This window comes from Leucobacter sp. USCH14, assembly GCF_037619215.1.
GTDB lineage: Bacteria > Actinomycetota > Actinomycetes > Actinomycetales > Microbacteriaceae > Leucobacter.
Genome location: NZ_JAQPZP010000001.1, coordinates 241,104 through 255,620 on the forward strand (window position 1 = coordinate 241,104; position 14,517 = coordinate 255,620).

A 14,517-nucleotide genomic window follows, 5' to 3' on the forward strand; every position below is an offset into this window, starting at 1 on the left:
TCGGCTCCGCGTGCAGCGACGGCTGCAGCTCGAAGGTCGCTTCCCGCCGTGCGAGGCGATAGAATAAGTGCAACAAATGAGAGATAGGTTCAATCATATGAGCGCAACGGCGGCAGACCTCGTGCAGCACGCACGAGAGGCGATCCTTCGCGAATCTCAGGCTCTTGCGAATCTCGCCGACCAGATCGACGAGAGCTTCGCGGAGGTCGTGAGCGCAGTGCAGCGCTGCTCCGGCAAGATCGTGACGACCGGGGCCGGCACCTCCGGCATCATGGCCGAACGACTGGCGCACCTTCTGTCCGTATCGGGCACGCCGGCCTTCTACCTCCCGTCGCAGGACGCGCTGCACGGCGGCATGGGCGCAGTGACCGCCGACGACCTCGTCATCGCGTTCTCGAAGGGCGGTCAATCCGCCGAGCTCACCCAGCTCGCGGAGCGCCTGGTCGAGCGCGGGTCGGAGGTGATCGCGGTGACGGAACGCCCCGATTCGCCCTTCGCGGCGGCCGCGACCCGGGTGGTGCATCTCACCACCGATCCGGTGGAGGCGGACGCGGGCGGACTCATCGCGCTCGGGAGCACGCTCGTCGCGGGCGCCTGGGGCGACGCGCTCACCGTCACGCTCATGGGCCTGCGCGGCTTCAGCTGGGAAGAGGTCGTGCAGATCCACCCCGCGGGCATCGTCGGGCAGCAGCGCGACCTTCCGGAGACCGTCGAGGTCGCCACTCGGGGAGGTGCCGCGTGATTCCGGTGGTGTGCGGCGTCGATACGTCGACGCAGTCGTGCAAGGTCGAGTTCTTCGCGCTCGAGGACGGACGCAGGATCGCGGGAGCCACGGCTGCGCACCCGCCCGTGGCGCCGCCGCGGAGCGAGCAGAACCCCGCGGCCTGGTGGGACGCGTTCGTCGGAGCCTTCCGCGCCGCGCTCGCCCAGGCCGGCGACGTGAGCGTTCGCGCGATCTCGGTCGCCGGGCAGTGCCACGGCATGGTGCCGCTCGACTCCGCCGGCCGGGTCATCCGCGATGCGAAGCTCTGGAACGACACGACCACGGACGCGGAGCTGCGCTGGCTCGCCGAGCGCATCGGGCCGGATCAGCTCATCGCGACGACCGGGTCGCTCCCGACCGCGGCGTTCACGCTGAGCAAGGTCGCGTGGTTCGCCGCGCACGAGCCCGACAACTTCGCGAGACTCGCGACGATCCTGCTCCCGCACGACTACCTCACCTACCGCCTCACCGGTGCGTTCGCGACCGACCGCTCGGAGGCCTCGGGCACCGGATACTTCGACCCGTCGACGAACCGGTATCTGCTCGATCACCTGGCGATCATCGACGAGACCCGGGACTGGGCGTCGATGCTGCCCGAGGTGCTCGCTCCCGAGGGCGTGGCGGGCACGACGACAGCCGTCGCGATGACCGAGCTCGGCATCACCGAGCCGGCTCTCGTCTCCGCGGGCGGCGGCGACCAGCACGCCTCGGCGCTGGGACTCGGAATCGCCGAGGGGGACGCGGTGTTCGCGTTCGGCACCTCGGGCGTCGTCTTCTCGACCACCCCCGACCCCGTGCGGGACCCCCGCGGGCTCGTCAACGGCGTGGCGAACCTCACCGGCGGCTTCCTCCCGCTCGTGTGCACGCTGAACGGGGCGAAGGTGATCGATACGTTCGCCCGGCTCATGGGAGCGAACCACGACGAGCTCTCGACGCTCGCGCTGCAAGCCGGGCACGACGGCCCCGTGCTCGCGGCGTTCCTCGATGGGGAGCGCACTCCGAACCGTCCGCTCGCCACGGGCCTGCTCGCGGACCTCACGACCGAGACCACGCGGGAGCAGCTGGCGCGCGCTGCCTACGAGGGCGTCGTCTTCGGCCTCGTCGCCGGGCTCTCGCACTTCGAGCGGTGCGGCGTGCGCACCGACGGCGAAGTGATCGCCATCGGCGGTGCCGCGCGATCGGCTGCGACCCGGCAGATCCTCGCCGACGCGCTGGGCAAGCCCGTGCATCTCGTCGACGCCCCGGAGGCGGTGGCGCGCGGCGCCGCGGTGCAGGCGGCTGCGGTGCTGAACGACACCCCCATCGCGGAGCTGGCGGAGCGCTGGAAGCCGGCGCGTCAGGTCGCGGCGGAACCCGGCCGGGTCTCCACCGAACGCTTCGCGCGGTACGCGGAGGTCGCAGCGGTCGACTCGCTCGATCGGAGCCGCGCGTGAGCGCGACGCAGCTCGCGGCGCGCGATGCGTCTGGGGCACTGCCGCAGGCGGCGTGGGTTTCCGAGCTGCCCGAGGGGTCGGTGTACGGAAGCCTTTACGCCGCCCCGGAAGGGGAGCGCGAGGCTGCGGCCGACCGGTTCGCCGCGGCCGGACTGCCGATGCATCTCGACGTGATCCTCGACCGCGACACCACTGGTGCACTGGTGCACCGCGGCATCGCCACCGCCGAGATGCGCGAGCTCGGAGCACGTCACCCCGATTCGCTGCTCGAAGTGCACCTGATCGTGCTGGCGGATGCTCGGCACGCTGCGGGCACCGCGCTCGCGGCGGAACTGCGCGCGGAGATCTCCGCAGTGCTCGAGGCGGCCGCCGCGGTCGGAGCGCAGCGAGCGGCGCTGCCCGCAGAGGTCGCGGCCGACGCGCAGCTGACCGCGGATTTCCGTGCTGCCGGCGGCGAGGTGTGGACGGTGCTGGAGCCGGGCGATGAGCCCGCCGCCCACCCCGCAGCCAACCCCGCTGCCGGCCCCGCTGCCAACCCCGCTGCCAGCCCCGCGGCGATGTCGTCCACCGGCGCCGACGGCGCGCTCGTCATGCTCATCGAGCCCGGCACGCGGCAGGCCGCACGGCCAGAACTGCTCGACCGCATCCCGCAGCTCGCGCCGACCGTGCAGGTCGGCGTCGACGGCGGCGTCGACGCCGTCATCGCCCGCCGAGCCATCGCGCTCGGCGCCCACCATGTCATCGTCGGCCGGGCGCTGCTCGGCCCCGAGCACCCTGAAGCAGTACGAGGAGAACAGTCATGACCCACACCGAGATTCCCGATCGGATGCGCGCGAGCGTGCTCCTCGGCACCCGAGAGCTCACGATCGAAGAGCGTCCGGTGCCGACGCCCGCCGCCGACGAGGTGCTCGTGCGCGTCGGCGCCGTGGGCGTGTGCGGATCGGACGTGCACTACTTCCGCGAGGGGCGCATCGGCGACTTCGTGGTCGATGCTCCGCTCGTGCTGGGGCACGAGGTCGGCGGTGTGATCGTCGCGGTCGGCGAGAACGTGGACCCCGCCCGCGTCGGCCACCGGGTCGCGATCGAGCCGCAGCGGCCCTGCGGACGCTGCCGCGAATGCCGCATCGGGAAGTACAACCTGTGCCCCGACATGGAGTTCTACGCGACGCCGCCGATCGACGGCGCCTTCACGGAGTTCGTCACGATCCAGTCCGCATTCGCGCACGACGTTCCCGATACCGTGACCGATGAAGCGGCAGCGCTGCTCGAGCCGCTCTCGGTCGCGATCACGTCGGTGCGCAAGGCCGGCATCGTGCCCGGCTCCACGGTGCTCATCGCCGGGGCGGGCCCGATCGGGATCATCACCGCGCAGACGGCTCGCGCGTTCGGTGCGGGCGAAGTGATCGTGTCGGACCTCGTCGAGGCGCGTCGCGAGCGGGCGCTGCAGTACGGCGCCACCCGCGTCATCGACCCGCGCACGCAGAACCCGGCCGATCTCGACCTGCCGATCGATGCGTTCATCGACGCGAGCGGAGCGGCGCCGGCCGTGCAGTCGGGCATTCGCGCCGTTCGCCCCGCGGGCACGGCCGTGCTCGTCGGGCTCGGCAACCCCGAGATGACGCTTCCCGTCGAGGACATTCAGAACCGCGAGATCACCGTCACCGGCATCTTCCGCTACACCGAGACCTGGCCCGTCGCGATCCAGCTGGTCGCAGGCGGACAGGTCGACCTCGACTCCCTCGTCACCGGCCGCTTCGGCCTCGACGAGGTGGAGCAGGCGCTCGAGAGCGACACCGACCCCGACAGCCTCAAGTCGGTCGTCTACCCGGCCCGCTGAGCGATCACTGATTCTCGCGACGTTCCGTCGCTCCCACGCATCACGCACCAACACGAAAAGGACACGCAACATGACTTCGTTCAGCCTCGAGGGCAAGACCGCCCTCGTCACCGGCGGTAACCAGGGACTCGGCAAGGCCTTCGCCTTCGGGCTCGCCGAAGCCGGCGCACGCGTCGCGATCGCCGGCCGCAGCGCCGAGCGCAACGCGCAGGTCGTCGCGGAGGCTGCCGAGCGCGGCTACCAGTTCGTCGCCATCACCGCCGACATCACGGATGACGCCCAGATCACGCGCATGGTCGAGGAGGCCAAGGCTGGTCTCGGACAGATCGACATCCTCGTCAACAATGCGGGCACCTGCTTCCACGGGGAGTCGTGGAGCGTCACCGACGAGCAGTGGGATGCCGTCTGGGACCTGAACGTGCGCGCGCTCTGGAAGGCGAGCGTCGCGGTGGGCGAGCACATGCGCGAGATCGGCGGCGGTTCGCAGGTGAACATCGGCTCGATGTCGGGCCTGATCGTCAACCGTCCGCAGTGGCAGCCGGCCTACAACGCCTCGAAGGCCGCGGTGCACCACCTCACCAAGTCGCTCGCGGTCGAGTGGGCGCCGCTGAACATCCGCGTGAACGCGGTCGCACCCGGGTACGTCAAGACGGAGATGGCTCCCGTCGACAACCCCGAGTTCCAGCGCTACTGGATCGAGGATGCCCCGCAGCAGCGCTTCGCACTGCCCGAGGAGATCGCTCCGAGCGTCGTCTTCCTCGCCAGCGACGCCGCGTCGTTCATCACCGGATCGGTGCTCGTCGCCGACGGCGGATACACGGCCGTCTGATGGGCGACGTGCAGGACGCCGTGCGGCGCATCGTCGTCAACGCGGCCGATGACATCCGCGTCGAGCAGGTGCCGGCTCCGGCCGCGGGCGCGAACGACGTGCTCGTGCGCTCGACCGTCGTCGGCATCTGCGGCTCGGACATCCACGCCGCACACGGCCGCCACCCGTTCATGTCGCTGCCGTTCTGGCCGGGGCACGAGGTCATCGGTGTGGTCGAGGGAGCAGGATCCGACGCGCCCGCCGACCTCGTCGGCCGGCGCGTCGTCATCGAGCCCAACCTCGCCTGCGGCGAGTGCACCCCGTGTCAGCGCGGCCGCTACAACATCTGCGCGACGCTCGACGTGTTCGGGTGCCAGACGCCGGGCGGCATGACGGATCGCTTCACGATCGCGGCCGATCGCGTCATCGCGCTGCCCGACGACCTGAGCGACCGCGAGGCAGCCCTCATCGAGCCGCTGGCGACGCCCGTGCACGCGGTGCGCCGAGCCGGAGACCTCACCGGCGCGCGCGTCGTGGTGCTCGGCGCCGGTCCCATCGGTCTGTTCGTGACGATCGCGGCGCTGCACGCCGGTGCCGAGAAGGTCGTCGTCGCCGATCTGCTGGAGTCGAAGCGGGCTCGTGCGGAGCGCCTCGGCGCTTCGGGCAGCTTCGATTCGAGCGCTCCCGACGCCGCCGAGGCGGCTGTGCGCGAGCTCGGCGGCAAGGCCGACGTGGTGTTCGACTGCGTGTCGCGAGAGTCGACGGTGCACCTCGCGATCGAGATGCTCGAGAAGGGCGGCACGATCATGACGGTGGGCGTGCCGGCGGGGCCGACCACGATCGACCTCGAGCTGATCCAGGATCGCGAGATCGCGCTCCTCGGCAACCTCATGTATGTGCGCGAGGATGTGGAGGCCGCGATCGAGCTGCTGCGCGAGCGTCGTCTGCCGCTCGATGAGCTCATCACCGGCGTCTTCCCGCTCGACCAGGCGCAGCAGGCGTTCGACGCATCGAACGACCCCGAGCAGGTCAAGGTGCTCGTCGAGGTCTAGTCTGCGCCAGGCCCTCTGTTCATTGGATCGGGGTCGATATCCGGGGTCCGCGAGCGCGGAACCACCCTGGATATCGACCCCGATCCATGTTTTGGAGCGGAATTAGGGGGTGTCGAGGGCGCCGGATCGCAAGCCGCGGGTGAGGCTCCGCGTCGCGGGCAGGCGCGCGAAGAGCGTCGCCTGCAGTGCGTGGTACAGATCCGGCTTGCCGCTCCACGTTCCGCTCGCCGGAGCGCCATCGGCGTCGAGCTCGTGGATCCAGCTGCCGTCAGCTTCGATGTGGTGGGTCGCCGCGTACTCCCAGAAGCGCGCGTACCACTCCGCGTACGCCGCGTCGCCCGTCGCGCGGAAGAGCACGGATGCGGTACCGATCGCCTCGGCGATCACCCAGTGGAAGCGGTGGTCGTTGAGCACGGTGCCGGCCCAGTCGGTGCTGAAGGCGAAGCCCCCGCGATCCTCGTCCCAGGCGTCTTCCACGGCACGCGCGAACAGGCTGCGCGCGGCGTCGACCAGCCACTCGTCCGCCGAATCCGTCGCGTCGCGCTGCGCGGTCTCCAGCGCGATCAGCAGGCGCGCCCATTCGAGCCAGTGCCCGACGGTCGCGCCGTACGGCCTGAAATGACTGTCGGGCGAGTCGGCGCCGTACTCGGGGTCGGGCGTCCAGTCCTCCCGGTAGTGCTCGGGCAGACGCCATTCGTTGCGCGCGGTCACGTCGCCGATGAGTCGTCGAGCGATCGAGATCGATCGCTCGACGTGACGCGGGTTCCCGTCGGCCTCGTGGGCGAGCAGGCCGGCCTCGACCAGGTGCATGTTCGGGTTCGCGCCGCGGTAGGCGTCGAGCACCGTGAAGTCGCGGTTCCACGTATCCGCGTACATCGACGGGACCGCCTCCCACCAGCGCTCGAGATCGGCGAGCACGTCCGCGTAGAGATCGTCGGCGTCGAACCCCGCGAGCTTCGCCGACCCTGCGGCGAGCAGCACGAACGCGTGCCCGTAGCTCTCCTTGGCATCGGAATCGGTGGCCGGATCGTCGGAGCCGATCGTCACGAACCAGCCGCCGTGCTCGCGGTCGCGCAGCGCCCCCGAGCGCAGGAACGCGAGACCGTGCTCGACGCGCTCGGCCTGGCCGGGCACTCCGAGCAGATGCCCGAGCACCGCGCAGTACGTGTACCGGCCGACGATCCAGAGCTGCGCACCCTCGGAGGGGACGGGCGCGCCCGTCTCGTCGAGCCAGGAGAACCCTCCGTTCGGATCGAGCGCCCGTTCGGTGAACGCGAGCAGCTTCGCGGTCTGCTGCTCGAGCCAGTCGCGATGCTCGTCGGTGTCGATGGTGAAGCGACGGTCGATGGCCGGGCGGTGGTCGGCGGTGAGGCGGTGGTCGGTCATGCGCAGCCTTTCGATACGACGCTGCGCCGGGGAGCGGCGGATGATCCTGCCGTGCCCCGGCGCAGCTCAGTGCGGGATGTCGCGAGTGCTACTTGTACTCTTCGACGATCTCGAGCAGGTTCGGCACGTTCTGGTACGCGTCGGCGGCGTTCTCCTGCGTGACGATCACCGGATCGAGCAGGTAGGCCGGAACCACCTTCGAGCCGTTGTCGTACTGGTCGGTGTCGTTGACGTCGACCTCTTCGCCCTGCTGCAGCTGACCGATCATCTTGATGGTCTGCTCGACGAGCAGCGTGGTGTCCTTGTTGATCGTCGAGTACTGATTGCCCTCCATGATGGAGCGCACCGACTCCACCTCGGAGTCCTGGCCGGTGACGACGGGCAGCGGCTTGCCGGCCTGCTCGACCGACGTGAGCACGGCGCGCGCGAGGGTGTCGTTGGGAGAGAGTACGCCGTCGAGCTCCGTGTCGCTGTAGGCGGAGGTGAGGATCGTGTCCATGCGGCTCTGCGCGTTCTCGGCCTTCCACCCGGCGGTGGCGGTCTGCTGGATGTCGGTCTGGCCCGATCCGACGACCAGGGTGCCGTCATCGATCTTCGGCTGCAGCACATCCATGGCGCCGTTGAAGAAGACCGCCGAGTTGGCGTCGTCGGTCGAGCCCGAGAACAGCTCGATGTTGTACGGCGCATCGTGATCGGTGCGCTCCTCGAGCCCGTCGAGCAGTGCCTGGCCCTGCAGCTGACCGACCTTGAAGTTGTCGAACGCGACGTAGTAGTCGAGCGCGTCGGTGTTCTCGATGAGGCGGTCGTAGGCGATGACGGTGGCGCCCGCGTCCTTCGCCGCCTGCACCTGGGTGGCGAGCTGCTTGCCGTCCTTCGCGCCGATGACGATGACCTTGGCGCCACCGGTCACCATCGCCTGGATCTGGTTCTGCTGCTCGGCGACCGTGTTCGACGCGGGTGCGTACTGCACGTCGGCCTTGTACCCGGCCTCTTCGAGCCCGTCCGTGAACAGCTTGCCGGCCAGCACCCAGTTCTCACTGGTCTTGTCGGGGAGGGCGACGCCGATGGTGGCGCCCTCTTCGAACCCGGTCGACGCGGCGCCCGAGTCGGCGCCGCCCGAGTCGCCCGAGCCTCCGCCGCGCTCCGAGGAGCATCCGGTGAGCGCGAGAGCGGCGGCGGCGAGCAGCGCGCCCGCGGAGAGGAGGAATCTCTGTTTCATAGTTGCATTCGCTTTCTGTGATCGTCGAACTCTCGTCAGCGAGAGCCGGGTTCCTTCGTCGCGCTGTCGTCTGCGGCGGGAGGAGTCTGTGATGCGGCGCTGCGGGGGCTCGGCGCCGGCGGTGCGGCCGGGGGAGTCTCCATGGCGCGCGCGCCGATGGGGGTGGTGTCGATGCCGGCGAATTCGCCCGCGGGCCTGCGCCGTCTCGTCAGGAACCCGAGCACGGAGGGGCGGCCCTGCTGCTTGTTGTAGGCGTCGATGCCGACCGCGACGAGCAGCACCGCGCCCTTCACCATCTGCACGGTGTCCGCACCGAAGCTGAGCAGCTGCATGCCGTTGTTCAGGAACGCCATCACGAGGCCGCCGATGATCGATCCGATCACGGTGCCGATGCCGCCCGAGACCGCCGCGCCGCCGATGAAGACGGCCGCGATCGCGTCGAGCTCCCATCCGTTGCCGTCCTGCGGACCGGAGGCCTGGGAGCGGGCGACGAAGATCATGCCCGCGACGGCGGCGAGCACCGACATGTTCATCATGACGAAGAAGTCGACTCGGCGATCCTTGACGCCCGAGAGCTTGGCGGCCTGGCGGTTGCCGCCGACCGCGTAGATGTGGCGGCCGAACACGGTGTGATTCGTGACGAACGAGTAGAGGATGACGAGTGCGAGCAGAATGATGCCCGAGACCGGGAAGCTCGTGCCGGGGCGTCCGCTGCCGAAGAGCAGTGCCGCTCCGAGGATCACGGCGCAGAGCAGCACGACCTTCACCACGCTCACCCAGAGGGGTGCGCGCTCCGAGCCCATCTTCTTCTGCTGCCGGCGGGTGCGCCACTCGAAGAACACGAGCCAGGCCGCTGCGAGCACGCCGAGGATGAGGGTGGGCACGTTGTAAGGGATCGGGATCCCGCCGATCTCGGGCAGGTACCCGGCGCCGATGGTGACGAACTCGCGGGGGACGGGGACGGAGATGGAGTCGCCGATCCACTGGTTCGCGCCGCGGAAGAAGAGCATGCCGGCGAGCGTCACGATGAACGCGGGAACCCCGACGTAGGCGACCCAGAGGCCCTGCCACGCGCCGACGAGCGCGCCGAGGCCGAGGCCGAGCAGGATCGCTCCCCACCAGGGGAGGTTCCACTCGGACATCGACTTCGCCAAGACGATGCCGACGAAAGCCGCCACCGAGCCGACGGACAGGTCGATGTGCCCCATGATGATGACCATCACCATGCCGATCGCCAGGATCAGGATGTAGGAGTACTGCTGCATCACGTTGATGACATTGCCGGGCGAGAGCGTGAGCCCGTCGGAGAAGATCTGGAAGATCAGGATGATGGCGATGAGACTGCCGAGGATGCCGAACTGACGGGCCGTGGACTGCCCGCCGCCGAACATTCCGCGGATGTCTGAGAACCGGAAGCCGTGCTGCTCCGTGGTCTTCGTGTCGGTCGAGGTCATGCGTGCGCCTTCTCGTTCAGCGACGTCATGCTGCGCATGAGCGTCTCGGGGGTGGCCTCGGCGGCCGGGATGCAGTCGGTGATGCGGCCCTCGAACACCGTGTAGATGCGGTCGCAGATGCCGAGCAGCTCTGGGAGTTCGCTCGAGATCACGATGACCCCCTTGCCGGCGTTCGCGAGCTCGTTGATGATCGAGTAGATCTCGTACTTCGCCCCGACGTCGATGCCGCGGGTCGGTTCGTCGAGGATCAGCAGGTCGGGGTCGGTGAACATCCACTTCGCCAGTACGACCTTCTGCTGATTGCCGCCCGACAGGCTCGAGACGCCGTTGTTGACATCGGGCGTCTTGATGCGCAGGGACTTGCGGTACTGCTCGGCCACCGCGCGCTCCTCGCGGGCGTCGACCATGCCGCGGTGCGTGATCTTCGAGAGCTTCGCCGCGACCACGGAGCGCTTGATCGAGTCGAGCAGATTGAGGCCGAGCGACTTGCGATCCTCGCTCACGTAGGCGATTCCGTGCCGGATCGCCGCGGGCACGTCGGGCACCTCGATCTCGGCACCGTCCTTCGTCATGGTGCCCGAGACGAACCGGCCGTAGGAGCGGCCGAAGATGCTCATCGCGAGCTCGGTGCGCCCGGCCCCCATGAGGCCGGCGATGCCGACCACCTCGCCGCGGCGAACGTTCAGGCTCGAGCCCTTCACCACGTACCGCTCGGACACCGTGGGATGCTGGACGACCCAGTCGCGCACCTCGAAGAAGACCTCGCCCGGGTTCGGCGTGCGGTCGGGGTAGCGGTGCTCGAGGGAGCGGCCGACCATGCCGTGGATGATGCGATCCTCATTGATCGCCCCCTGCTGCACGTCGAGCGTCTCCACGACCCGACCGTCGCGGATGATCGTGATGTCGTCGGCGATCTGCTCGATCTCGTTGAGCTTGTGGCTGATGATGATCGATGCGATGCCGCGATCCTTCAGGCCTCGGATGAGGCCCAGCAGATGCTCGGAGTCGGTATCGTTGAGGGCGGCGGTGGGTTCGTCGAGGATGAGCAGGCGCACGTTCTTGTTGAGCGCCTTCGCGATCTCGATGAGCTGCTGCTTGCCGACGCCGAGGGCTTTGATCGGCGTATCGGGATCCTCGCGGAGCCCCACGCGTTCGAGCAGTTCCACGGTGCGCGCGCGGGCGGAGCGCCAGTCGATGGCGACGCCGCGACGCAGCTCGTTGCCGAGGAAGATGTTCTCGGTGATCGAGAGCTCGGGGATCAGGGCGAGCTCCTGGTGGATGATGACGACGCCGGCCTCTTCGCTCGCGCGAATGTCGCGGAAGCGCATCTCGCGACCCTCGACGATGATGTCGCCGGTGTAGGTGCCGTAAGGGTAGACGCCGGAGAGCACCTTCATCAGTGTCGATTTGCCGGCGCCGTTCTCGCCGCAGATCGCGTGGATCGTCGCCGGGCGCACGGTGAGCGACACGTCGGAGAGCGCCTTCACACCCGGGAAGATCTTCGTGATGTCGCGCATCTGCAGCACGGGAGCCTGATCCGGTCTCTGCGTCGCTGGTTCCACTTGATTGACCTCGCTGTCATCCATGTCGTCACTCGTGTGACCGTTCACATCGTGGAACATGTTACGCCGGGTGTCAAGGCGTTGTCGGCTGATTACAGAATCGTTACCGGCGTATTGTGGAGGCCGTTGTCGATTCCCGCACGATCAGCTCGGGGCTGAGGAGTTCGAACTCGGGCGCGGGCTGCTGCTCGATGGCGGCGAGCAGGTGCATGATCGCGCGCCTGCCCAGCTCCGCGAAGTCGACGCGCACCGTCGACAGCGTCGGCCACACGTGGGCGGCGACCGGAATGTCGTCGAAGCCGATGACGCAGATGTCGTCGGGCACGCGCACGCCCGCATCGCGGAACCCGTGCATCAGCCCGATCGCCATCAGGTCGTTCGCCGCGAAGATCGCCGTGAAATCGCGTCTCCCCGCGAGCTCCCGGCCCGCGAAATGCCCGAAATCCGCGGTCCAGTCTCCGCGGATCGGCGGCAGCGTCGACAGGTCCGCCTCGAACATCGCATCGAGGTAGCCGTGCATGCGCGACTCCGCCTCGATCCAGTCCTGCGGCCCGGCGATGTGCAGAATGTCCTGATGCCCGAGCGCGACCAGATGCTCCACGGCGATGCGCGCACCCATCCGCTGGTCGGACGCGATCGTCTCCGCGGCGCCACCGGCGCCCGTGTGCAGGGTCGCGATCGGCACTTTCAGCCCGAGACCCCCGATGACGTTGAAGACGCGCACCTGCGGCGCCAGCACGATGATGCCCGCCACCTGCTCGTGCTCGAACTGTCGCACGGCCTCGCCGATCGCCTCGGGGGAGGCGTCGGCGAGGTTGAGCGTGCTGATCGTGTAGCCGCGATCCCGGGCGACCTGCTCGATCGCGACGATCGACGAGGTGGTGCCGTACTCGCCGACCGTCGCGGAGAGGATGCCGAGCACATTGGGGCGCGAGGAGGCCAGTGCTCTGGCCGCCTGATTGGGCCGGTAGTCGAGGGTGCGGATCGCCGCGAGCACCCGCTGGCGCGTGTCCTCGCGAATGCTCGGGTGATCGTTGAGCACGCGGGAGACGGTCTGATAGGAGACGGAGGCGAGGCGCGCCACATCCCGGATGCTCGCCGGCTTGGCCCGCGCCTCTCCGTCTCCGGGCATCAGGGCCTCCACGCCGAAACTCGAATGTGTACGTTCACATTAGTGTACGCGCGCCGCCTTCGACGGGGTCCGAACGCGAGCACTCGACGTGATCAGAGCTGGTCGGCGTCGAGAATCGTGTACGAGTAGCCCTGCTCGGCGAGGAAGCGCTGTCGATTCTGCGCGAAGTCCTGGTCGACCGTGTCGCGCGTGATCAGCGTGTAGAACGACGCGGTGGCCCCGTTCGACTTCGGGCGCAGCAGGCGGCCGAGGCGCTGCGCCTCCTCCTGGCGCGAGCCGAACGATCCCGAGATCTGGATCGCGACCGAGGCATCGGGGAGATCCACGGAGAAGTTCGCGACCTTCGAGACGACGAGGATCTTCTCCTCGCCCGAGCGGAAGGCCTGGAACAACTGCTCCCGCTCGTCGACCGGCGTCTGCCCCGTGATCAGGGGAGCGCCGAGGGCCTCCGCCATCGACTCGAGCTGATCGATGTACTGCCCGATCACGAGCACGCTCTCTCCCGGGTGCCGGTCGATGATGCGCCGGGCGACGGGCTGCTTGATGAGCGCGCTCGAGGCGATGCGGTAGCGATCCTGATCCTCGGCCACCGCGTAATCCATGCGCTCCGCCTCGCCGAAGTCGACCCGCACTTCGAAGCAGGCCGCCGGGGCGATGAAGCCCTGAGCCTCGATGTCCTTCCAAGCGGCGTCGTAGCGCTTCGGGCCGATGAGGCTGAACACATCCCCTTCGCGCCCGTCTTCGCGGACGAGGGTCGCGGTGAGACCGAGGCGGCGTCGCGCTTGCAGGTCCGCGGTGAGTTTGAAGACCGGCGCGGGCAGCAGATGCACCTCGTCGTACACGATCACTCCCCAGTCCTCCGCGTCGAGCAGCGAGAGGTGCGCGTACTCGCCCTTCCTGCGACTCGTGAGAATCTGGTAGGTCGCGATGGTGACGGGCTTCACCTCCTTCACCTGCCCCGAGTACTCGCCGATCTCGTCCTCGGTGAGGCTCGTGCGGCGCAGCAGTTCGTCGCGCCACTGCCGGGCGGAGACCGCATTCGTGACGAGGATCAGGGTCTTCGCCCCGACGGCCGCCATCGACGCCGCGCCCACGATCGTCTTGCCCGCGCCGCAGGGAAGCACCACGACGCCCGACCCTCCGCGCTGGAAGGCCTCCACCGCCTTCGCCTGGTAGTCGCGCAGCTCCCAGCCGTCTTGGGCCAGAAAGATGTCGTAGGGTTCGCCGGCTCGGTAGCCCGCGAGATCCTCCGCGGGCCAGCCGCGGGCCACGAGCTGCTGCTTCAGTTCACCGCGGGCCCAGGCCTCCACCGGAAAGGTGTGCTCGTCGATGCGGTTGCCGAGCAGCGGGGCGATCTTCTTCGCGCTCGCCACCTCGCGCAGCACCATCGGGTCCTCCGAGCGCAGCACGAGCTGCGAGGGGGAGGCATCGTCCGACGCCTCGTCGTCCGCCGCACCGCTGCTCCCGGGCGCCTCGGCGCGCTCGATCGTGAGCCGCCCGTATCGACGCATGGTGTCGCCGATCTCGCTCGCCACTCCGCTCGGCACGGGGAACTTCGCGTACCGGTTCAGCGTCTCGAGGATCTCGTCCGAGGTGTGCCCGGCGGCTCGCGCGTTCCAGAGCCCGAGCCGGGTGATGCGGTACGTGTGGATGTGCTCGGGCGCGCGCTCCAGCTCCGCGAACACGGCGAGCGCGTGCCGCGCGTCTTCGGCATCGGGATGGGCGACTTCGAGGAGCACGGTGTGGTCGCTCTGCACGATGAGGGGGCCGAGAGTCATAACCAGCGAGTCTACCGCGCATCGCTGAACCGCAGGGGCCGGCGCCGAAGCACCCGCGAGCGGCACTCGGTGTACGCAGCGCGGCCCGGGAGC

General features: G+C 69.0%; 12 protein-coding genes. 6 read left to right on the forward strand and 6 right to left on the reverse strand.

The genetic code is table 11. The annotated features are described in order from the left end of the window. Window positions 1-97: 97 nt before the first annotated feature. The 6 genes from PQI23_RS01050 to PQI23_RS01075 all read left to right on the forward strand — a co-directional run bounded on the left by PQI23_RS01050 (window position 98) and on the right by PQI23_RS01075 (window position 5,893). On the forward strand, window positions 98-742 hold the full coding sequence (locus tag PQI23_RS01050) for an SIS domain-containing protein (RefSeq protein ID WP_339970753.1): 645 nt from the start codon (window positions 98-100) through the stop codon (window positions 740-742). After that, window positions 739-2,196 carry a xylulokinase gene (xylB, locus tag PQI23_RS01055; protein ID WP_339970754.1) on the forward strand — a complete coding sequence of 486 codons (1,458 nt, stop codon included), beginning with the start codon at window positions 739-741 and terminating at the stop codon, window positions 2,194-2,196. Before PQI23_RS01050 ends, xylB begins: the two co-directional genes overlap by 4 nt. Beyond that, entirely contained in the window at window positions 2,193-2,999 is an 807-nt protein-coding gene (locus tag PQI23_RS01060) for a hypothetical protein (RefSeq protein WP_339970755.1), read from the forward strand. The genes xylB and PQI23_RS01060 overlap by 4 nt, the downstream gene beginning before the upstream one ends. After that, the gene (locus PQI23_RS01065; protein WP_339970756.1) at window positions 2,996-4,033 is read left to right on the forward strand and encodes an NAD(P)-dependent alcohol dehydrogenase; all 1,038 of its coding nucleotides are present in this window, start codon (window positions 2,996-2,998) and stop codon (window positions 4,031-4,033) included. Before PQI23_RS01060 ends, PQI23_RS01065 begins: the two co-directional genes overlap by 4 nt. Before the next feature lie 70 nt (window positions 4,034-4,103). Beyond that, on the forward strand, window positions 4,104-4,862 hold the full coding sequence (locus tag PQI23_RS01070; protein WP_339970757.1) for an SDR family NAD(P)-dependent oxidoreductase: 759 nt from the start codon (window positions 4,104-4,106) through the stop codon (window positions 4,860-4,862). Then, the gene (locus PQI23_RS01075) at window positions 4,862-5,893 is read left to right on the forward strand and encodes a zinc-dependent alcohol dehydrogenase (RefSeq protein ID WP_339970758.1); all 1,032 of its coding nucleotides are present in this window, start codon (window positions 4,862-4,864) and stop codon (window positions 5,891-5,893) included. Before PQI23_RS01070 ends, PQI23_RS01075 begins: the two co-directional genes overlap by 1 nt. 102 nt (window positions 5,894-5,995) lie before the next feature. Here the strand turns inward: PQI23_RS01075 and PQI23_RS01080 are convergent, their stop codons facing one another. The 6 genes from PQI23_RS01080 to PQI23_RS01105 form a co-directional block, all read right to left on the reverse strand. Next, window positions 5,996-7,279 carry an AGE family epimerase/isomerase gene (locus PQI23_RS01080; RefSeq protein ID WP_339970759.1) on the reverse strand — a complete coding sequence of 428 codons (1,284 nt, stop codon included), beginning with the start codon at window positions 7,277-7,279 and terminating at the stop codon, window positions 5,996-5,998. Between the two features lie 88 nt (window positions 7,280-7,367). Next, entirely contained in the window at window positions 7,368-8,498 is a 1,131-nt protein-coding gene (locus PQI23_RS01085) for a sugar-binding protein (protein ID WP_339970760.1), read from the reverse strand. Between the two features lie 35 nt (window positions 8,499-8,533). After that, window positions 8,534-9,952 carry a multiple monosaccharide ABC transporter permease gene (gene mmsB / locus PQI23_RS01090; protein ID WP_339970761.1) on the reverse strand — a complete coding sequence of 473 codons (1,419 nt, stop codon included), beginning with the start codon at window positions 9,950-9,952 and terminating at the stop codon, window positions 8,534-8,536. After that, a complete protein-coding gene (gene mmsA, locus PQI23_RS01095) occupies window positions 9,949-11,538 on the reverse strand; it encodes a multiple monosaccharide ABC transporter ATP-binding protein (protein ID WP_339971139.1) in 1,590 nt (529 codons plus the stop codon). The genes mmsB and mmsA overlap by 4 nt, the downstream gene beginning before the upstream one ends. Window positions 11,539-11,617: 79 nt before the next feature. Further along, window positions 11,618-12,646, reverse strand: coding sequence for a LacI family DNA-binding transcriptional regulator (locus PQI23_RS01100; protein ID WP_339970762.1), 1,029 nt, complete (start codon window positions 12,644-12,646; stop codon window positions 11,618-11,620). 92 nt (window positions 12,647-12,738) lie between these two features. Then, window positions 12,739-14,424 carry a DNA repair helicase XPB gene (locus tag PQI23_RS01105; RefSeq protein ID WP_339970763.1) on the reverse strand — a complete coding sequence of 562 codons (1,686 nt, stop codon included), beginning with the start codon at window positions 14,422-14,424 and terminating at the stop codon, window positions 12,739-12,741. Between the last annotated feature and the right edge of the window lie 93 nt (window positions 14,425-14,517).

What these genes read in the sequence shown, in the direction of transcription:
- PQI23_RS01075 (WP_339970758.1), top strand. Translation starts at nt 4,862, where the DNA reads ATGGGCGACGTGCAGGACGCCGTGCGGCGCATCGTCGTCAACGCGGCC.
- PQI23_RS01100 (WP_339970762.1), bottom strand. Translation starts at nt 12,646, where the DNA reads ATGCCCGGAGACGGAGAGGCGCGGGCCAAGCCGGCGAGCATCCGGGAT.
- mmsA (WP_339971139.1), bottom strand. Translation starts at nt 11,538, where the DNA reads ATGGATGACAGCGAGGTCAATCAAGTGGAACCAGCGACGCAGAGACCG.
- PQI23_RS01105 (WP_339970763.1), bottom strand. Translation starts at nt 14,424, where the DNA reads ATGACTCTCGGCCCCCTCATCGTGCAGAGCGACCACACCGTGCTCCTC.
- PQI23_RS01085 (WP_339970760.1), bottom strand. Translation starts at nt 8,498, where the DNA reads ATGAAACAGAGATTCCTCCTCTCCGCGGGCGCGCTGCTCGCCGCCGCC.
- mmsB (WP_339970761.1), bottom strand. Translation starts at nt 9,952, where the DNA reads ATGACCTCGACCGACACGAAGACCACGGAGCAGCACGGCTTCCGGTTC.
- PQI23_RS01070 (WP_339970757.1), top strand. Translation starts at nt 4,104, where the DNA reads ATGACTTCGTTCAGCCTCGAGGGCAAGACCGCCCTCGTCACCGGCGGT.
- PQI23_RS01065 (WP_339970756.1), top strand. Translation starts at nt 2,996, where the DNA reads ATGACCCACACCGAGATTCCCGATCGGATGCGCGCGAGCGTGCTCCTC.
- PQI23_RS01050 (WP_339970753.1), top strand. Translation starts at nt 98, where the DNA reads ATGAGCGCAACGGCGGCAGACCTCGTGCAGCACGCACGAGAGGCGATC.
- PQI23_RS01080 (WP_339970759.1), bottom strand. Translation starts at nt 7,279, where the DNA reads ATGACCGACCACCGCCTCACCGCCGACCACCGCCCGGCCATCGACCGT.